This is a genomic window from Streptomyces sp. NPDC005808, from assembly GCF_042871385.1.
Classification (GTDB): domain Bacteria; phylum Actinomycetota; class Actinomycetes; order Streptomycetales; family Streptomycetaceae; genus Streptomyces.
The window spans coordinates 1-19,162 of the sequence record NZ_JBIAIK010000013.1 but is presented as its reverse complement, the minus strand read 5'-3'; the positions used below and the strand labels follow the sequence as shown (position 1 = coordinate 19,162).

The window sequence follows — 19,162 nt, the reverse complement described above, 5'->3', positions numbered from 1 at the left end:
CCTCGGCGCGATGGTGGCGCTCACCGTCGCCCAGGCCGTGCGGGAGTGGGGGCTCGCGCCGCCCGCCCTGCTGGCCGTCGGGGCCTGCCCGCCCCCGGACGCCCCTGCCCCCCTCGGCGGCGCGGCGGAGCTCCCCGACGCGAAACTGCTGCGCGTCCTGGGACACGGACACCGACAGCCGAGCCGAACTGGATCAACCTCGCCGCCCTCGCCGGGCGGTGGGAGCGGCTGGACGAACTGGTGCTGTCCTTCGAGGACTCCGTACGGATCGACGCCCGGCCGGAGCTGGAGTACGCGTTCCTGGAGGACGCGGGGCGGTGGCCCGACCGGCTGCCGCATGTCGCGGGCCTCGATCTCACCGAAGAGGCGGCCGGCGTCCAGGTCATGTCCATGGACACGCTCACGGCCGACGGTGCCGCCCACACTACCGAGTCGGTGCGGGTCTGCTTCCCCGACGCCGCGCGGATCGCCTACAAGCAGACCGTCACCCCGGCCCTCATGTCGGCCCACACGGGCGTCTGGACCGTGGCCCCCGGCCCGGACGGGACCACGATCGCCACCTCGCGGCACAGTGTCGTGCTGCGGGAGGAGGCGGTGGAGCGGGTGCTGGGTGCGGGCGCCGACCTCGCCGCGGCCCGGTCGTACGTACGCGAGGCGCTCGGCCGCAACAGCACGGCGACCCTGAACCACGCCAAGCGGTACGCGGAGTCTCGAGCGGCCCTCTAGCGACTTCGGACAGCATCTGTACAGGATCGAGAGAGGGTACGGAGCGATGGCCGTCGAGCGAGTGCACCGCGCGGAGTACGCGGTCGATGTGGCCGCGCCCGCCGGCGTCGTCTACGGGCTGATCGCGGACACGACGCAGTGGCCGTTGTTCGTGCCGCCGAGCATCCATGTGGAGCGGCTGGACTTCGACGGTTTCCAGGACCGCTTCCACATGTGGGTGCTCGCCAACGGCACGGTACGGTCCTGGCTCTCGCACCGCACGCTGGACGCGACGCGCCGCCGCATCGAGTTCCGGCAGGGGACGCCCGCGGATCCGATCAGCTCGATGGGCGGCTGCTGGACCGTCGAACCGCTCGGCGAAGGCCGCTGCCGGCTGCGCCTGGAGCACGACTTCACCGTCGCCGGAAACCGGCCCGCCGACGTCGCCGGGGTCCGGGAGGCCACCGACACCAGCAGCCGGGCGGAACTGGCGCGGCTGAGGGAGATCGCGGAGCGCTGGACGCGCCTGGACGACCTGCTGCTGACCTTCGAGGACTCCGTACGCATCCACGGCCCGGCCGAACTCGTCTACGACTTCCTGTACCGGATCGGCGACTGGCCGGCCCTCATGCCGCACGTGTCCCGGGCCGAGGTCGCCGAACTCCAGCCCGGCGTCCAGCTCACCAGCCTGGACGTGCTCTCGGCCGACGGGGCCGTCCACACCTTCGAGGCGGTGCGCGTGTGCTTCCCGCATTCGGGGCGCATCCTGTGGAAACACACGCTTCCCTCGCCCATCGTGGACGCGCACACCGGCGAGTGGTCGGTGATCCCCGACGAGGAGGGCGTCCTGGTGATCGCCCAGCACAGCGTCCTGCTGCGTGAGGAGGGCATCGAGGAGGCCGCCGGGAAGCTCCTCGGGGCCGGAGCCGGTCTCGCGCAGGCCCGCGGCCATGTCCGGGCGACCGCGGGACGGTTCAGCCTCGCCACCCTGGAGCTCGCCGGGCGGCACGCGGAGACGGCTGTCCGGACCCTCTGAACCGCCACGTCAGCACCGTGTCAGCGGTACGTGGGGAGTGCGGCCGCGTACGAATGGGTCTCCGCGGGGCAGGTGCACGCCTGGAGCGGCCGGCCCGCCGAGGACCGGCTCACCGAGACGCTGATCGCCTTCGAACCGGCCGCCGACCGGGACCCGCTGCGGGACGAACTCGCCGCAGAGGGCATTCGGTTGACCGCGCCCGAGACGGTGGCGGCGCACGCCGGGTTTCCGCTGTCCGTGACCGCCCACCAGGAGGACGACAGCGCGCTGGTGCTGACGGCGGTGACGTGCTGGCCCGCGTCTACCCCCGGTCCGCAGACCCTGGCTCACCGTGCCCGGCCCCGCGGACACGACGGGCTGCCTGAAGGCCCTGCGCCCGGCCCTCGCCGCGGCCCGAACCGGTCACGCTCGGCTGCTACTCGGGCGGCGGATCCCTCACCTACGAGGTCGCCCGGCACCTCGCCGGGCACGGACGGCTGCCCCCGCCGGTGGCCATCGCGGGCACCGCCGCCGCCACCGATGCCTGCGCGTCGGCCCTCTCCCGCACCCCGGCCGCGGTGGCGGGGACGGACTGACGAACAACCCCCGGGGGAGAAACCGTGGCCGGTTCGCGGCGCCCTTCGGGCGGACGGCGACCGCCTCCGGAACGCTCTAGGTCCGTGCCGGGGTGTCGTCCGTGCGCTCCAGGTCGAGGGGGAGATCACCCCGGGAGGTGATCCGGAGCTTGCGATAGACGCGCGTCAGGTGCTGTTCGACCGTGCTCACCGTCAGGAACAGCCGGGCCGAGATCTCCCGGTTGGTCAGGCCCTGCGCGGCCAGCGTGGCCACCCGCTGCTCCGAGCCGCTCAGCCTGGCCGGGACGCCGGCCTCTTCCGCCGCCTTCCCGCCGGGACGCCTCGGCCGTGCCCCCGGCGGCGGTGTGGGCGCGGCGGCGCCCGGCGCCGGTGCCAGCGGGGCGTCCGGGAGGATCTCCTTGCACAGGGGCGTCGCGCCGGTCTCATGCGCGAGGTGCCACGCCGACCGGATCATCGCGCCGCCCTTCGACGGGGAGCCGTCCCGCTGGAGCAGCCGGCCCAGCTCCGCCATGGCGCGGGCCGTCTCCACGCGGTCGCCGGAGCGGTGCAGTTCGTCGATCGCCTCGGTGAGCAGCGCGGGCCGCCGCGCGGGGTCCCCGGCGAGCGCCCGCATACGCAGCGCCGGACCTCGTACGTGCGGGCGCTTCGCGTCGGGCAGCGCGAGCTGGCGCAGGGCCAGCTGCTCCGCCCGGTGGTCCTCCCCGAGCCGCAGCAGTGCGTCCGCCGCGTCCGTGCGCCAGGGCAGGAACGCCGGACGGTCCACTCCCCAGCTCTCCATCAGACGGCCGATCTCGAGGAAGTCGGCCAGCGCCGCATGCGGCTGGTGGACCGCCAGGTGGTGCAGCCCCCGGGCCCGCAGATACGCCAGGCCGTGCAGGCTCGTCAACTGCCGCTGCGGCAGCTGCCGGTCGGTCAGCCGCGAGGCCTCCGTGTACCGGCCCATCGCCGTGCAGGCGCGAACGAGGACCGCCGTCGGAGCGCAGGAGAAGGTGCTGTCGCCCTGCTCCGGGAGGGCCGCGAGCGCCGCCGTCGCATGCGCGTGGGCGCCCGGCAGGTCGCCGAGCCGCAGCAGGGACTCGGCGTACAGGGTCCCGAACACGGCGCCCCAGCCCGGTGCCCCGCAGGCGTCCGCCTCGTCCAGCAGCCTGCGGCTCCAGCGGACCGCCAGATCGGGCTGCTCGGAGCAGAACAGCGACCGTACGGCCTGCGCGAGCGGCGCGAGCGTGGCGTCCGTCAGCCGGGCCGACTGCAGCAGCCGTTCCGCGGCCCCGGGGGTGGTGTCGACCATCGCGTCCAGCGGGGAGGCGGCGGGCCCGCCTGCGCTCGTGCCGCAGATCAGGTCAGCCGCGTCGGAGACCCGTCCGTGGGCCAGCAGCAGTCCGGACAGCGGCTGTTCGTGCTCGGCGTTCACCCGGCCCGAGCGCACGGCGCTCAGCAGGGCGTCCACGCGCCGTTCGGCCGAGGCCGGGTCGAAGCGGGCCGTGATCTGGACCAGCCGGATGCGCAGGGTGGCCCGTAGCTGGTCGTCCGGGCAGTTCTCCAGGGCGAGTTCCAGCAGGCGTACCGCCGGTCGGGCGTCGTTCTGCGCGAGAGCCTGTTCCGCGGCGTCGCGCAGAACCTTGACGTCCCACAGCCCGTCCTCGGCCACGCAGCCCTCCTCGCGCGCGTAGTCCTCCCCGGCCGCGCGGCCTTCCGCGGCCGCCGCGAGCAGCCGCTGTGCCACCTCCGGGGCCGGGACGCCGTCCTCGTGGAGTACCCGTGCGATCCGCCGGAGCAGGCTGGCCCGCCCCGCGGGGCCGGTCTCGTCCAGTACCGCCGCCAGCGCCGCCGGATGCCGGAACCGTACGCCGTCCAGGATGCCGGCAGCCTCCAGCGCGGCCAGGCCCTGCGCCGCCGCGGCGCCGTCCGTGCCTGAGGCCCGGGCGGCGCGCGCGGGGGAGGCCTGCTCCCCGAGCAGGGCGACCGCACGGGCGATCGGGGCGGCCGCGGGACCGGAGCGCCGCACGCAGGCGACGACGGCCTGGGCGAACGGGCCGCCGGCGGGGAGATCCGCCTCCCCGACGGTGTCGCCGCACTCCGAGGCCAGGGCGCGCAGCAGCAGCGGGTTGCCGCCGCTGACGAGGTGCGCCTCCTCGGCGGTGAATCCGCCGGTGCCGTCTTGTTCCCGTACGCGGGCGGTCTCCCCGGGGGACAGGAGGCCGAGCCGGATCCGGCGGAAGTGGGGGTGACGCATCAGCTCGGCGGTGAACAGGGGGTCCTGCGAAGGGATGTACGGGGAGCTGGTGAGGACCACGAGGACGCGTGCGCCACGCGCGTGGCGCACGAGGTACTGGAGGTGGCGCAGGGACTCCGCGTCGGCGTGCTGCACATCGTCGGCGCAGAGCACGACCGTCCGGTCCAGGCTCAGTTCGCGTACGCGCGTGCAGAACGCCTGCAGGGCCTCCGTCCGTGCGGGACGCCCGCCGACGCTGTAGTCGGGAAGCGCGATCCCCGGGGCGCTGTGGCCGAACTGGCGCAGGACACCGAGCGGGACCTGCCGCTCGGCCGCCGTGGCGACGGCGGTCAGGACCAGGGCGTCGTCCGTGGCCGCCTGTTCGGCGACGGCGTCGGCCAGGGTGCTCCGGCCGCATCCGGCGGGCCCCTCGACCAGGACGGCGCGGGCGGCGCCCGCCGCGGCCTCCGCGAGCGCGCCGCCCAGCGTGTCGATCACCGCTGTCCTGCCGACCAGTCTCATACCCGCCCCCGTCGATGAAGGTCCACCCCTAACCGGGACAGGGTGAAGTCTGCGCCTACAGGGGCGGTCGAGCTACCGCTGAGGAAGGGCAGGGGTGGGCTTCAGGGGGAGGGCTGTGCGCACAGGAGACCGGCGTCGCGCATTTCCTCGATCCAGATGTCGAGATCGGCGCGGGCATTCTCCGGTGCGGTATTCCACAATTCCGCGAGCATGTGCGCCGCGGCTCCCGTGTCGCCCTCGTTGCGGCGCAGTGCAATCCACATGGCGGTGCCCACCGGACTGCACCGGTAGCGCCCGGATCCCACCGCCGTTTCCGTTAGGAGTTCCAGGCGGCCGGTCGCGTCCACCGAGGCGACACTCACCCCCGGCATCGGTCGAACACGCACGGACACCTCCAGCGCCGGGCCTGCTTCCCCGGAGACACCTTCTTGAGCGTCGGCTCTTCAACCGATCGAGGAAGGCTCAAGCTATTACGCAACCCCCGTCAGATCCATGGAAGTGGCCGCACTCTGGGGTTCGAGGGCTTCGTACCCCCTATCCAGGCGGAGTGCGGCGCCCGGGGGATAGGGGGCGCGGGAGGCGCGTCGCGTCGGCGTCCCGGCACCGTCCGAGGCCCGGGGGCGCGCCTCCGGGCGGCGCCCGGACGGCGCGGGGCTCCTGGGCCGGAATGACCGGCGGCGTGGCGGGCGGACAGGGGCGGCCGTGAGGCATGAACGGTCCGGGTAAAGGGAATCGATCCCATCAGCCGAATACCGGCGGTGGGCCGGGCGGAAGAAATTCCGCCACCCCGGCCCCTTTTCCACCCGGACGGGATCCGAGGGGGCTGCGCAGGAAAATCCGAAGCCGCCGTGACACCCGCTCCGACCCCCGCGGGGAACACCCGGGGAAACCGGCGCGGCCGGTCCGGGTGACGGTCGGCGCCCCCTCGTCCTCCGCCGCGTCTCGGGACGTTCTGCAGCAGGATTCGAGCGGTCTTCGACGGTTCTTCGAGCACCGCCGTCGACCGTGGCATCCACAGCCCGACCCAGCGACCACCCCGACGAGGTCGCGACCCCGTCCCGTACCCGCGAGCGGCACCCCTGCCGTGGCCGACCCCAGGAGCCTGACATGGTGACCTTCGGCAACAAGCTGACCGTCCACGGCGACATCGACGAGTTCCTGGCCGTCAAGGACCGCCTGGCCGCCTACATGAGCAGCCAGCCCGGCTACGTCCGCCACGAGGGTCTGCGCCACCTCGGCGACGAGCGCGTCTTCCTGGAGCTCGCCGTCTGGGAGGACGCCGCCGCCCACCAGCGGGCCGTCCGCAGCGAGGAGTTCCAGGCCCTGGTGAAGAACCTCGGCCCGCTCGCCACCCCCGAGCCCGCGCTGTACGAGACCGTGGAGGCGGCCACCGATGCCCGATGACACCTCGGCGGTCCTCGGCCGCCGGGTCCGTCCGGCGACTGGCCCGGCCCTGACCGTGCTCTTCGCCGGCAGCGCCGGAACCCGGCCCGGGCTCGGCCGTGAGCTCTACGGCACGTTCCCCGCGTTCCGTGCCGCGTACGACGACGTGCGCGCCGCACTGGACCCCTGGCTGCGCCTGCCCCTGGCCGCCGTGGTGTTCGCTCCCGAGGGCGGGGTCGACGCGACCCTGATCCGCCGGTCCGAGTTCGCCCAGCCGGCCCTCTTCGCGTTCCACGTGGCCCTGTTCCGGCTCTGGCGGTCCTGGGGGCTGCGGGCCGGCGCCGTGGCCGGGCACGGCGCCGGCGAACTCTCCGCCGCCCACGCGGCTGGCGTGCTGGGCCTGAACGACGCGGCCCGCCTCGTCGCCGCGCGCGGCCGGCTGCTGCCGGTGCACCCGGCCGTCGTCGCCGGGGACTTCGCGGCCGCCCTCGACGCGGCGGACGCCTTCCTGCGGGCCGCCGCCGACTGCGCCGCCGCGCCGCCGCGGATCCCGCTGGTGTGCGCGACGACCGGCCGCACCATGGGGCCCGAACCCGGCCGCTTGGCGTGGACGCCCGAGTACCTGCTGCGCCGCACCCGCCAGGTCACTTACGACTCCGACGCGGTACGCACGCTGGAACGGTCCGGATTCCCGCGCCCACACCCCTGCGGCCCCGACCCCACCGACACCGCTCCGGGCTGCGAACTGCGCACCGCCCTCGGCGCCACCGCCCGGATCCACACCCAGGGCCCGGCACAACACTGACGGCAGCGTGCCCGCCCAGACGGAAGCCGTACGTCCGGCCCCGGGCCGCCAGCGGGTTTCGTGGCCGTGGCGGAGTGGCTGTACGGGGCCTCGAGTGGATGTCGAGCGTCCGCCGTGACGCTGGAACTCCCGCGCACATGAACGGACCAGCCCCGCGGCTGCCGGGCGTGCCGGCGAGGTACCGCCCGGGCACTTCGGGGACACCCCTACGCCGAGAGTCCCGTGACGAAGGAGCTGATCCACGCCACCATGGTCACCACCGAGATCCACGCGGAGCGGATCGCCGGGCGTGCCGCCGAGGAGACCGACGCTCTGTGACGGGCCGCCCGGCTCGAAGCTCTCCTCGGCGACCCGTACGAGCCGGCCACCTCCACGGCCTCGGTGCCCTGTTCGCCGCCGACGAGCGGCGCGAACCGCCTGCCGTCACCGAGCGGTTGCTCGTCGAGGCCGGGCTGGGAGCCGAGCTCGTGCCCGCCGAGGTCGGCGGCCGGCTCACCCGCGCCGACCTGCTCGTCAAGGTGCTGCGCCCCGTGTTCCGCCGCGACCTCGCACTCGGCTTCGGATCCGGCATCACCTCGCTGTTCGCCACCGCCGCCGTGTGGGCGGCGGACACGCCCGAGCAGCGGCGCACCACCGCCGACCTGCTGCTCTCGGGCGGGCGTGCCTCGATCGTCCACCACGAGCCGGCCCACGCCAACGCCATCCTGCGCGACGAGTTCACCGCCCGGCCGCGCCCCGGCGGCGGCTTCACCCTGGCCGGCCGCAAGGACCTCATCATCAACGCCGCCTACGTCGTTTACGCAGGGACCGACCCCGCCCGCACCCCCCTCAGCCACTCCGTGCTGCTCCTCGACCCCGACGAACTCACCGCCGGGCTCACCAGACTGCCCAGGGTGCCCACCACCGGAATGCGGGGGAACCTGTTCTCCGGCCTGCGGTTCACCGACTGCGACATCCCCGCCGACGCCCTCGTCGGCCGGACGAGCGAGGGCGTGGCCCTGGCACTGCGCACCTTCCAGGTCAACCGCTGCGTCATCGCCGCGACCGCACTCTCCTCCAGGGCCGTCAGCCGGTGTTCCTTGAGCCGCTCGGCCTACGCCGCGCACAGCGGCCCGTACCGGCAGTCCTGCAGCGCCGGTCCGCGCCACACCGCCAGTGCGCGCCGCAGCAGTTCGGTGGCGTGCGCCGGGTCGGTGTCCGCCGCGGCCCGGCCCTCGGCGGACAGCCGGTGGAAGAGCCGGGCGTCCGTGGTGGCGCCGCCGAGCCGCAGCAGATAGCCCGTCGGCTCGGTGCTGATCCACTCTCCGCCGCCGCAGCCGCTCAACATCCGGCGCACCCGGGCGACGTGGGCCTGTAGGCGTTGGCGGCCCGCACCGGCAGCTCGTCGCCCCACAGCTCGTCGGCCAGCCCGTCGACCGTCAGCGTCCGGCCCGCCCCGAGGACGAGCGCGGCGAGCAGCGTGCGCTGCTTGGTGCCGGGCGGGACGACTCGCCGGCCCGTGCGGCCGTCGTGCACCTCGACCGGCCCCAGGATGCGGAACTCGGTCACGGGTTGTCCGCCCGGGCCGCCAGGCATGTCAGCGCATCGGCGGTGATCCCGTCGGCCAGCGCGGCCGGATCGTCCTGGAAGTAGAAGTGGCCGCCTTCGAAGCGCCGGACGCCCAGGAAGCGGTCGGTGGACTCGGCCCACTGCTCGAGCCGGCCGGCGGGCGCCGTCGTGTCCTGTTCGCCGTGGAAGACGGTGAGCGGCACGGGCAGCGGCGTCACGTCCCGCGGAGGGCGCCAGTTCCGCACCAGGGAGATGTCCGCGCGGATGACGGGGGCGAAGACGCTCCACAGCTCCGGGTCGTCGAGGATGCGAGGCGGTGTACCGCCCAGTCTGATCAGTCTGCGGCGGAGCTCCGCGTCGGACATCTCGTCCGGCTCGCCGGCCGGGCGGTCCGGCCGCGGGGCTCCGCATCCCGACAGTCCCAGCCACACCGGCGGCCGACGGCCCTCGTCGACGAGCCGGCGGGTCAGCTCGTACGCGATGAGGGAGCCCATGCTGTGCCCGAAGCAGGCGAACGGCGCTCCCTCGTCGTCGAGTTCGGCGGACAGCCGGTCCAGGAACCAGTCGACGAGCGTGTCCGCGTCGCCGATCGGAGGCTCGCCCGCCAGCAGCCCGTGCCCCGGGTAGTCCTGCGGCAGCAGCCGCCAGCCCGCCGGGAAGAGCCGGGCCCACTCGGTGAACATCAGCTGGGACCCGCCCGCGTGGGGGAACACGAAGAGCCGCAGACCGCTGCCGAATCGCATCGTGATCTCCGTTCCGGGGGCGAATCCTGACAAGACGACGCTAGCCGTTTCCGCGCTCCTCGCACGGAATGCGCGATTGCCTTTCGAGCGGGCGTGAATGCGTTCTCGAGCGGACCGGAAAAACCTTTTCGCCGCCTGGGCGGAATGTCGAGCGACCCTCCAGGCGGGGCGGCGAAGCTCGGGGCGGGGGCCGGGGTTTCCTGTTCCCGAGGCCTTGTTCCTCCAGGCCCGCTCCCGCCGGCCCGTTCCCGCGGCCGTGTTCCCCTAGTCCCGTGTTCCCGCAGTTCCGTTCCCGGGGCCCTGTTCCCGTAGTCCTGCTCCCGCGGCCGCGGGGAATTCGTGAAGGAGATGCCACGCCACGCCCGACGGGCGCCCCGTAACGCTCCACTGCTTCGCGCACGCCGGTTCCGGGGGCACCGGATTCCACCGGTGGCGCGCGCTGGCCGGCCCGCCCGGCCGGGACGGCCGGCGGAGCGGCGCCCGGCTCACCGGCCGCGACCAGCTCGTCGACGAGCTGCTGGCCGGGCTGGGGCGGCGTGGTGCGGGCGAGGGACCGTTCGCGTTCTACGGGCACGGCCTCGGCGCCATGGTCGCCTACACGCTGGCGCGGGCGCTCGCCGACGAAGGGTTGCCGCAGCCCTCGTTCGTCGCCGTGGGCGCCTGCCCGCCGCCGGACGCCCCGCCCGCGCTGATGGGTGCCGCCGAGTTCCCCGACCGGGAACTGGTCGGGCTCCTGACCGATCTGGGCGCCCTGCCGCCCGGGACCTCCAGGGACCCGGGCGGTCTGTGGTACCGCTCCGCGCTGCCGGTACGCAGGGACGACCTGCGGCTGGCCGCGGCACTGCGCAGGGCCGCCGACGACCCGTCCACAGGGGGACCGCTGCCGGTGCCGGTGCTCGCCTTCTGCGGCAGCGAGGACGTGGTGGTGCGCCCCGCGACCGCGGGCGGCTGGTGCCGCTGGACCGCCGCACGCTTCGTATGCCGGACCGTCTCCGGCGGCCACTTCTTCGAACGCGGCCAGGAGCTCCCCCGCCTCCTGGACCGCGCATGCCGCGTCGCGCACCGAGCGGCCCTTCCCGTCTGAACGGCGAACCGCGAACGGCGGCGGGCGCTCGGCCTTCTGGCCGAATGGCTTGGCGGCAGGGTGTCCCGGCCGGTCCCGCGGGGTCAGAGGGACTGTACGGGAGGTGCCAGGAGGCGGGTGGGGAGTGCTCGGCGGCTGCTGACGCCCAGTTTGCGGTAGACGCGCGTCAGGTGCTGTTCGACCGTGCTGACCGTGATGAACAGCTGCTGGCTGATGTCCCTGTTGCTGAAGCCGCGGGCGGCCAGCAGTGCCACCCGGCTCTCGGCGTCGCTGAGCAGCGAGGTCTCCGTGTCACCGGCCGGCTCGGCCGCCGGGGCCGCGCTCTCGTACCCGGGGTGCGGTGTACGCGGCGCACGCGCCACCGGGTCGGCCGCCGCCATCCCGGACTGGCACAGCTTCGCCTCCTGGGCCGCGCGCCACGACGCCGCCCGCGCCTCGTCGAGCGCGCCGACGCTGCGGCAGGCCACGCTCAGATCCCCCAGCGCACGCGCCAGCTCCATCCGGTCGCCCGCCGCCTGGAGGGCCTCGACGGACTTGCGCAGCAGAGCCGGACGCTGCATCAGCTCGCCGCACGCCGCGAGCAGCCGCAGCGAGATTCCCCGGGTGCGCAGGCTGACCCCCTGGGCCCGGCCCAGCTGTTGTTTGACCAGGTCCTGGGCGACGACCGTACGGCCGAGCCGTAGATTCGCCTCGGCCAGTCCGTTGCGCCAGGGGACCAGTTCCGTGAGGTCCAGCTCCCCTTCCTGGGCCAGCCGGCCGCACGTCTGGAAGTCCCTGACCGCCGCGAGCAGCCGGTCTGTCGCCAAGTGGTTCTGACCGCGGGCGAACAGGAGGCGCAACCCCCACAGCGTGGTCGACGCGGCCTCCGGGGCCATCTGGCGAAGCGATTCCTCAGCTTCGGCGTGCTGCCCCATCGCCGTCTGCGCCGAGACCAGAACACTTAACGGGTACCCACGCATCACGCCCCAGCCCTGGGGCGACAGCACCTCCAGCGCGGCCCGCGCCCGCCCGGCGGCCACCGCCGGCTCGCCCCCGCGCAACGCGATCTCGGCCCATACGGTGCCCAGCGCGGCCTGCCAGGTGAGCGCACCGCGCCGCCGTGCCTGCGCGTACAGCCGCTCCGTCCGCTCACCGGCCTGCTGCAGCTGGTTGCCGCCGATCAGCGTGAACAGCGCAGCGATTACGACCTCCAGCAGCGACTCGCCCGGTCGGCAGCTTTCCAGGATGTGCTCCGCACTGGGCAGCGCACCCTTCGCACCCGCCCCCGCGCCGCTCTCGGCGACGGCGAGCACCGCCCGGATCCACGGATCCTCCACCTGCGCGTCCCCACCACCGCGGCCACCCTGCCAGGGCGGCGCGGTGTCGGCACCTCCAGCGGCGCCGGGGCCGTAGAACCACCGGTACGCCAGCTGGAGTTCCGCCTCCGCGTACCGGCCGCCGTCCCATCCCGTCCCGCGCCCGTACGCCTCCCGCGCCCGGTGCGCCGTGGCCTGATCGCCCTTCCACAACGCCTGCTTCAGCAGCGGCAGCGCGTCCGGCCCCGTCTGCGCGTCCTCCGCGAGACACTCGCGCGCCGCGGCCTGCCAGCGGTCCGACGCCGCCGGGTCAACCTGCCACACCGCCCGGGACAGAGCGCGCCGCAGCACCTCCTTCTCCGCCGGGTCCGCGGTCGTCTCCAGCGCCAGTTCCAGACAGCGGGTCACCAGTTCGACGTCGTCCACCGCGGCCGCTTCCGCTGCCGCGCCGCGCAGCACGTCGGCGGCCCAGGCCGGCCAGTGCGCGGCCGCCCCGGAGCCGGAGGCGATCAACTGCCCCGCCACCGTCACCGGACCGGCTCCCCGAAGGTGGAGCAGCTCGGCGGCCGCCCCGTGCAGCCGGGCCCGCGCCTCCGGGGCGAGCGTGCCCAGCACGGCCTGCGCGGCCACGGGATGCCGGAACCGCACACCGTCCAGCACCCCCGCCGCCGACAGCACGCTCTGTACCCGCTCGACCACGTCCTCCGGCACGGCGACCAGCTGCGCGACCAGCGCGGCCGAAGCCCGCTCCCCGCCCAGTACGGCCAGCCCCTGCGCCACGGTCAGCAGACTGGTGTCCCAGCGGTAGAGGCAGCTCAGCACTCCCTGCGCATACGACGGACCGACCACCTCGTGCTCGGCCGGCGTCCCCGGATGCGCCAACTGCCAGGTCCGGTAGTCTTCCAGCAGCGCGGCGGCCAGCAGCCTGTTGCCGCCCGTCAGCCGGACGAAGGCCGGTGCGTACGCGGGGGCGAACTGCGGCGCGGTCTGCTCGGCGATCAGCTCGCGCAGAGCCGGCTCGTCCATCGGCCCCAACCGCAGCCGCAGATGCGGATACTGCGTGATCTCCGCGTGGAAACGCGTCATCGCCGGGTGGGCCCAGCTCCACTCGGCCAGCAAGATCATGACCCGCGCCGAGGCGATCCGCTGCCGCAGATGCCTGATCAGCTGAAGAGTGAGCGCGTCGACGAACTGGATGTCGTCGATGCTGACCACCAGAGGGCGGTGCCTGGCCAGTTCCAGCAGTTCCACGGTGAGCTCATGGACGGCACGGGCCGCGCCGGCGGGCTCGGACGCGTCGGACAACAAGCGGGCCGCGCGCTCCACGACCTCCGGCGGAAGGTCCGGATTGCGGAACAGCTGATCCACGACCCCTACCGGGAACGCGTACTCCGTCCGGGACCCGGTGGCCGTCAGATGCAGCGCACCGGACTCCTTCACACAACGCGAGAACGCATGGATCAGATGAGTCTTTCCGCTGGCCAGACCCCCTGACACCAGCGCCAGCCGGCCGGCGCCGTCGGCGCTTTCGGCGAGTTGCCGCGCAAGACCGTCCAACGCTTCACGGCAATCCCGTTCCACTGTGCCCCCCTGAACCTCTCGCCGACGGGCTACCTTGGCCCCCTACAGGGTGCTGCCGTCACCTACAGGGCGGGTCGAGCCAGGGCGGAACACCGCACAGGACGAACCGCGACAGGCGACGGAACCCGCCGGGCGGCGGACACGAGGATCTGGCCGAAACTCGTGGTCCGCCGCCCCGACGGCAGGGCCAGGGGCCCCCGGTGACACAGAGGGTGCGAGGACTACCGCCCCATCTCGCGGTCGATGAAGCTGAGCAGCTCGTCGTCGGAAGCGGACTCCAGCTGTCCCAGCACACCGCCCTCCGCCGCCGACTCCGTCTCCTCGCCCTGCCACTTGGCGAGGAACGCCTGCAGTCGCACCGCCACCCGCGTACGGGTGAGTGCATCGGGCTCCGAGGTGACCAGCGAGACCTCCAGCTTGTCCAACTCGGTGAGCAGGGAGTCCCCGTTCGCCGCGCCGTCCCGGAAGATGTCCTGCCGCAGCAGACGGGCCGCCGCGACCGCGTTCGGATAGTCGAACACGAAGCCCGCGGGCAGACGCAGCCCCGTGGCCCGGGTGAGCCGGTTGCGCAGCTCGACCGCCATCAACGAGTCGAAGCCCATCTCGCGGAAGGCCCGCCCCGCCTCGATGTCACCTACCGAGGAGTACCCCAGCACCGCGACCGCCTGGCGGCGGACGAGCTCGACCAGTTCGGCCTCCTGCTCCGCCTCCGACAAGGCGGCCAGGCGCTGCCGCAGCTCGTCGGAGACATCCGTGTCCTCCGCCTCGTCCTCGGCAGCCGCCGTGATCCGGGCCACCTCCGGCAGGTCCGCCAGCAGCGGGCTCGGCCGCAGCGCCATGAACGACGGGGCGAAACGCTCCCAGTCCACGTCGGCGACGGTCAGGACCGGTGACTCCTCGGCCACCGCCCGGGCCAGCGCGGTGAGCGCCTGCTCCGGCTCCAGGGCCAACAGGCCACGGCGGCGCATCTGCTCCTCGGCGCTGTTGTCACCCGGGTCGCCGGAGCCGCCTCCGGCCGCAGGCGCGACCGTGTCCCCGACCCACGGACCCCACGCCACGGATGTGGCGGCCAGGCCCCGGGCCCGCCGGAGCTGAGCCAGCCCGTCGAGGTAGGCGTTGCCGGCGGCGTAGGCCGCCTGTCCGCCGCTGCCCCAGACACCGGCGATGGACGAGAAGAGGACGAAGGCATCGAGTCCGGCGTCCGCGAACACGGCGTCCAGAGCGTCCGCTCCGGCCGTCTTGGCCCGCAGCGCCTTGGCCAGCTGCGCCCCGTCCGTGCCGGCGACCGGCGCGAAGTGGTGCACGCCCGAGGTATGGACCACGGCCCGGACCGGAGCCCCGCCGGCCTCCAACTCGGCTGCCAGGGCAGCCAGTTCGGCACGATCGGTCACGTCGACCGCCCGCACCACGGCCCGCTCGCCCAGCTTCGCGAGGACGTCCGGGTCGAGTGCGCCGTCGGCCGGGGTCAGCAGAACGACCCGTTCCACCGCCGTGCCTGCCAGCCAGCCAGCCAGATGTCCCGCGAGCGGCGTGGTGCCGTCGCTGATCAGCACCGTGCCCCGCGGCGTCCACTCGCGGTCGCCCGCGGGGGCCGCGGCCGCCACCAGCCGGCTCGCGAAGACGCCGGAGGAGCGGAGCGCCACCTGGTCCTCGCCCGGCGTGCCCGACAGCACCGCCGCCGCCTGGTCCCAGGCGCGGGAGTCGAGGCCCTGCGGCAGGTCGATCAGACCGCCCCAGCGCTTCGGGTGCTCCAGAGCCGCGACCCAGCCCAGGCCCCAGACCTGGGTCTGGGCCGCACTACGCAGCGGGTCCGAGGTGCCGGTCGAGACGGCGCCCTGGGTCAGGCACCACAACGGTGCCTCCACCCCGGCCTCGCCCAGCTGTCGGACGAGTTCCAGCGTGGCCGCCAGACCCGGGGCGACGCCGGCGTCGAGGGTCTCGCCGTCCGCCAGCCCCAGCAAGGACAGCACGCCCGCCGCGTCGGCGTTCGCGGACAGGTCCGTGACACCGGCGAGGCGCACGACGTCCGCGCCCGCTGCCTTCAGACCGTGCTCGCACCACTCGGCGACGGCGGAGCCGACCAGGGACTCCGGCAGGGCCAGCAGCCAGCGGCCCGACAGCACACCGCCCGACGGCTGTACGGGCTTCCAGGTGACGCGGTAGCGCCACCCGTCGACCACCGAACGCTCCCGCTGACGGCTGTGCCAGGACGACAGCACCGGGAGCACCTCGCTCAGCGGACTGTCGGCCGACAGCTCCAGACCGCCGGCCAGCGCCGACAGGTCCTCGCGCGCCACGGCCTCCCAGAATTCCGCGTCCGCCGCCCGAACCTCCCCGGCGGCACCGGGGCGCCCGCCCGCAAGCGGGGCCTTCGGCCAGAAGCGCCGGCGCTGGAAGGCATACGTCGGCAGGTCGACGCACTGGGCGCCGGTCCCTTCGTAGTACGCCGTCCAGTCGACGGAGGCGCCGCGGACGTGAAGTTCGGCGAGGGCGGTGGTCAGGGCGTGAGCCTCGGGACGGTCCTTGCGGAGGACGGGAACGAAGGCCGCGTCTTCGGTGAGGCAGTCCTGGGCCATGGCGGAGAGGACTCCGCCGGGGCCGAGTTCGAGGTAGGTGGTGACGCCCTGGGTTTCGAGGTGCCGGATGCCGTCGAGGAAGCGGACGGTCTGGCGGACGTGGTCGACCCAGTAGTCCGCCGACAGGATGTCCTCGCCCGCGAGTTCGCCGGTGAGGTTGGAGACGACCGGGATACGGGGGGTGTGGAAGGTCAGGCCCTCGGCGACCGCCTTGAACTCGGCCAGCATGGGCACCATGCGCGGCGAGTGGAAGGCGTGGCTCACCCGGAGCCGCTTGGTCTTCTCGAAGCGGGAGGCGATGGCGAGAACCACGTCTTCGTCTCCGGAGATGACAACAGAGTCAGGGCCGTTGAGGGCTGCGATGGAGACACCCTCGGTGAGGAGGGGAAGGACCTCGTCCTCGGTGGCCTGGAGGGAGACCATCGCGCCGCCCGTCGGCAGTGCCTGCATCAGACGGCCGCGAGCCGCGACCAGCGCGGCCGCGTCCTGAAGCGACCAGACACCGGCCACATGCGCGGCCGCGAGCTCGCCGATGGAATGGCCGAGGAGATAGTCCGGGGTCACCCCCCAGTGCTCCAACAAGCGGAACAGAGCCACCTCGATCGCGAACAGGCCCGCCTGCGTGTAAACAGTCTGGTCGATCAGCTCCGAGCCACCGAAGACGATCTCCTTGACCGGGTGGTCCAAGTGCCGGTCCAGCTCCGCACACACCGCGTCGAAGGCATCCGCGAACACCGGATACGCCTCATACAGGTCCCGGCCCATCTCGGCCCGCTGCGACCCCTGACCCGAGAACAGGAAGCCGACCTGGCTGCCGGGGAGGGCCCGGCCGACAAGGGCGTCCTCCTCCATGCCCCGCTCCGCGAGCGCCTTGACGCCCTCGATGAGCGCGGCCCGGTCGCCGCCGACCACAGCGGCCCGATACTCCAAGGCGCTGCGGCTCGTGGCCAGCGAGAACGCCACGTCCCGCGCGTCCGTTTCCGGCCGGCTCAGCAGGCTCGTGTGCAGCGCCTGTGCCTGCGCGGCCAGCGCCGACCGCGTCTTCGCGGACAGCACCCACGGCACCACCGGCGTCGGGGAGTCCGCCGGGCGACCGGCCTCATCCGCGACCCCGGCCTCCGCCGGAACCTCCTCGATGATCACGTGGGCGTTGGTGCCGCTGATGCCGAACGAGGAGACCGCCGCGCGGCGCGGCCGTTCGTACTCCTCCCACTTGCGGGCCTCGGTGAGCAGTTCCACCGCGCCCGCCGACCAGTCGACGTGCGTGGACGGCTCGTCGACGTGGAGAGTCTGCGGGAGGACGCCGTGGCGCATGGCCATGACCATCTTGATGATGCCGGCGACGCCCGCGGCGGCCTGCGTGTGGCCGATGTTCGACTTCACCGAGCCGAGGAGGAGAGGCTTGTCCGCCGGCCGCTCCTGGCCGTAGGTGGCGATCAGGGCCTGCGCCTCGATCGGGTCGCCCAGCGTCGTGCCCGTGCCGTGCGCCTCGACGACGTCGACATCGCCACCGGTCAGGCCCGCGTTGGCGAGGGCCTGGCGGATGACGCGCTGCTGGGCCGGGCCGTTGGGGGCCGTCAGACCGTTGGACGCCCCGTCCTGGTTGATCGCGGAGCCCCGGACGACCGCGAGGACACGGTGGCCCTTGGCGCGTGCGTCGGAGAGCCGCTCGACGAGCAGCATGCCGACACCCTCGCCCCAGCCCGTACCGTCCGCAGCCTCGGCGAACGCCTTCACCCGGCCGTCCGCCGCGAGCCCGCCCTGGCGGGAGAACTCGATGAACGCGCCCGGAGTCGACATGACCGTCACACCACCGGCCAGGGCGAGTTCGCACTCACCCGACCGCAGCGACTGGATGGCCATGTGCAGGGCGACCAGCGAGGACGAGCAGGCCGTGTCGACCGTCACGGCCGGGCCCTCCAGACCGAACGTGTACGAGATACGCCCCGACACCACGCTCGCCGCGTTGCCCGTGCCGACATGGCCCTCGGCGCTGTCCGGCGACGCGAGCAGCAGACCTGTGTAGTCCTGGCCGTTCGTACCGGTGAACACGCCGGTACGGCTGCCGCGCACCGACGCCGGGTCGATGCCGGACCGCTCGAACGCCTCCCACGAGGTCTCGAGCAGCAGCCGCTGCTGCGGGTCCATCGCCAGGGCCTCACGCGGCGAGATCCCGAAGAACACCGGGTCGAACTCCCCGGCGTCGTGCAGGAATCCTCCCTGGTCGACGTACGAAGCCGCCTCCCGTTCGCGCGACGGGTCGTAGAGCCGCTCCAGGTCCCAGCCACGGTCCACCGGGAACCCGGAGACCGCGTCCGCTCCGGACGCCAGCAGCTCCCACAGGTCCTCCGGCGACCGCACGCCACCCGGGTAGCGGCAGCTCATGCCGACGATCGCGATGGGGTCGTCCCCGTCGACGGCACCGCCGACGGCCGCGGCAACGCCCGCGGTCTGTGCCTCGGCGCCCAGCAGCTCGTCCCGCACGTGCTCGGCGAGGACGGCGGGGTTCGGGTAGTCGAAGACGAGGGTCGCGGGCAGCGACAGCCCCGTCTCGCCCGCCAGGGCGTTGCGGAACTCCACCGCGGTGAGCGAGTCGAAGCCCAGCTCCCGGAAGGTCGCCGTCTCGCCGACCGCAGCGGCGCCGCTGTGCCCCAGCACCAGCGCGGCCTGCTCGCGGACCACACCCAGCAGCAGGCGCAGCTGTTCGGCCCCGGTCAGGCCGGCCAGACGGGCATGCAGTACCGCGTCCCCGCCCGCCGACTCCGGCGCAGCGGTCTGCCGCAGCACCTGCTCCACGTCGGGCAGGTCACCGAGGAGCGGGCTCCGCCGCAGGGCGGTGAACGGAGCCACGAAGCGTGCCCAGTCCACATCCGCCACGGCCACGCATGTCTCGCCCAGCGCCAGTGCGTGGCCGATCGCCGTGACCGCCGCATCCGGAGCCATCGCCGGCAGACCGCGTCGGCCCAGCTCCGCGGCCATCTCCTCGTCCGCCATACCGCCGTCGGCCCAGGGGCCCCAGGCGAGGGAGGTGGCGGTGAGGCCGCGGCCTCGGCGCTCCTCCGCGAGGGCGTCGAGATAGGCGTTGGCGGCGGCGTAA

The 19,162-nt window shown here is 73.8% G+C and carries 11 protein-coding genes and 2 pseudogenes; 6 read left to right on the top strand and 7 right to left on the bottom strand.

The genetic code is table 11. The annotated features are described in order from the left end of the window. Positions 1-10: 10 nt before the first annotated feature. From ACFYPC_RS26225 to ACFYPC_RS26215, 3 genes and pseudogenes are all read left to right on the top strand, one after another. A pseudogene (locus ACFYPC_RS26225) lies at positions 11-106 on the top strand (thioesterase); the annotation flags it as partial. Positions 107-240: 134 nt separating this feature from the next. Further along, positions 241-726, top strand: a complete 486-nt coding sequence (locus tag ACFYPC_RS26220) for an aromatase/cyclase (RefSeq protein ID WP_388680734.1) — start codon at positions 241-243, stop codon at positions 724-726. A 46-nt stretch (positions 727-772) separates the two neighbouring features. Beyond that, positions 773-1,741 (top strand): aromatase/cyclase, encoded by a 969-nt coding sequence (locus tag ACFYPC_RS26215; RefSeq protein ID WP_388680731.1) that lies wholly within the window; start codon positions 773-775, stop codon positions 1,739-1,741. Between the two features lie 651 nt (positions 1,742-2,392). Here the strand turns inward: ACFYPC_RS26215 and ACFYPC_RS26210 are convergent. Together ACFYPC_RS26210 and ACFYPC_RS26205 are read right to left on the bottom strand one after the other, a co-directional pair. After that, the gene (locus ACFYPC_RS26210) at positions 2,393-5,050 is read right to left on the bottom strand and encodes an AAA family ATPase (RefSeq protein ID WP_388680729.1); all 2,658 of its coding nucleotides are present in this window, start codon (positions 5,048-5,050) and stop codon (positions 2,393-2,395) included. Between the two features lie 101 nt (positions 5,051-5,151). Continuing rightward, positions 5,152-5,436, bottom strand: a complete 285-nt coding sequence (locus ACFYPC_RS26205; RefSeq protein ID WP_388680726.1) for a PqqD family peptide modification chaperone — start codon at positions 5,434-5,436, stop codon at positions 5,152-5,154. Positions 5,437-6,157: 721 nt separating this feature from the next. Between ACFYPC_RS26205 and ACFYPC_RS26200 the strand changes: the two genes are divergently transcribed. Together ACFYPC_RS26200 and ACFYPC_RS26195 are read left to right on the top strand one after the other, a co-directional pair. Beyond that, positions 6,158-6,454: an antibiotic biosynthesis monooxygenase family protein gene (locus tag ACFYPC_RS26200; protein WP_388680723.1), complete on the top strand. Its 297-nt coding sequence runs from the start codon at positions 6,158-6,160 to the stop codon at positions 6,452-6,454. Further along, positions 6,444-7,238, top strand: coding sequence for an acyltransferase domain-containing protein (locus ACFYPC_RS26195; RefSeq protein ID WP_388680721.1), 795 nt, complete (start codon positions 6,444-6,446; stop codon positions 7,236-7,238). Before ACFYPC_RS26200 ends, ACFYPC_RS26195 begins: the two co-directional genes overlap by 11 nt. Before the next feature lie 1,093 nt (positions 7,239-8,331). On the opposite strand, the gene ACFYPC_RS26190 is transcribed toward ACFYPC_RS26195, so the two are convergent. The 3 genes from ACFYPC_RS26190 to ACFYPC_RS26180 are packed head-to-tail and all read right to left on the bottom strand — an operon-like array spanning position 8,332 to position 9,529. Beyond that, a complete protein-coding gene (locus ACFYPC_RS26190; RefSeq protein ID WP_388680718.1) occupies positions 8,332-8,565 on the bottom strand; it encodes a BTAD domain-containing putative transcriptional regulator in 234 nt (77 codons plus the stop codon). Then, positions 8,559-8,786 (bottom strand): hypothetical protein, encoded by a 228-nt coding sequence (locus ACFYPC_RS26185; protein WP_388680716.1) that lies wholly within the window; start codon positions 8,784-8,786, stop codon positions 8,559-8,561. The genes ACFYPC_RS26190 and ACFYPC_RS26185 overlap by 7 nt, the downstream gene beginning before the upstream one ends. Then, the gene (locus tag ACFYPC_RS26180; RefSeq protein ID WP_388680713.1) at positions 8,783-9,529 is read right to left on the bottom strand and encodes a thioesterase II family protein; all 747 of its coding nucleotides are present in this window, start codon (positions 9,527-9,529) and stop codon (positions 8,783-8,785) included. Before ACFYPC_RS26180 ends, ACFYPC_RS26185 begins: the two co-directional genes overlap by 4 nt. 391 nt (positions 9,530-9,920) lie before the next feature. Between ACFYPC_RS26180 and ACFYPC_RS26175 the strand changes: the two are divergent. Next, positions 9,921-10,613 (top strand): annotated as a pseudogene (locus ACFYPC_RS26175) (thioesterase II family protein); the annotation flags it as partial. 83 nt (positions 10,614-10,696) lie between these two features. On the opposite strand, the gene ACFYPC_RS26170 reads toward ACFYPC_RS26175, so the two are convergent. Next, positions 10,697-13,465, bottom strand: a complete 2,769-nt coding sequence (locus ACFYPC_RS26170) for a LuxR C-terminal-related transcriptional regulator (protein ID WP_388680710.1) — start codon at positions 13,463-13,465, stop codon at positions 10,697-10,699. 245 nt (positions 13,466-13,710) lie between these two features. Beyond that, the coding region (locus ACFYPC_RS26165) for a type I polyketide synthase (RefSeq protein ID WP_388680707.1) at positions 13,711-19,162 on the bottom strand (5,452 nt) is incomplete at its 5' end.

Coding starts and splice junctions, on each gene's coding strand:
- ACFYPC_RS26210 (WP_388680729.1), bottom strand. CDS start 5,050: ATGAGACTGGTCGGCAGGACAGCGGTGATCGACACGCTGGGCGGCGCG.
- ACFYPC_RS26180 (WP_388680713.1), bottom strand. CDS start 9,529: ATGCGATTCGGCAGCGGTCTGCGGCTCTTCGTGTTCCCCCACGCGGGC.
- ACFYPC_RS26200 (WP_388680723.1), top strand. CDS start 6,158: ATGGTGACCTTCGGCAACAAGCTGACCGTCCACGGCGACATCGACGAG.
- ACFYPC_RS26215 (WP_388680731.1), top strand. CDS start 773: ATGGCCGTCGAGCGAGTGCACCGCGCGGAGTACGCGGTCGATGTGGCC.
- ACFYPC_RS26190 (WP_388680718.1), bottom strand. CDS start 8,565: ATGTTGAGCGGCTGCGGCGGCGGAGAGTGGATCAGCACCGAGCCGACG.
- ACFYPC_RS26195 (WP_388680721.1), top strand. CDS start 6,444: ATGCCCGATGACACCTCGGCGGTCCTCGGCCGCCGGGTCCGTCCGGCG.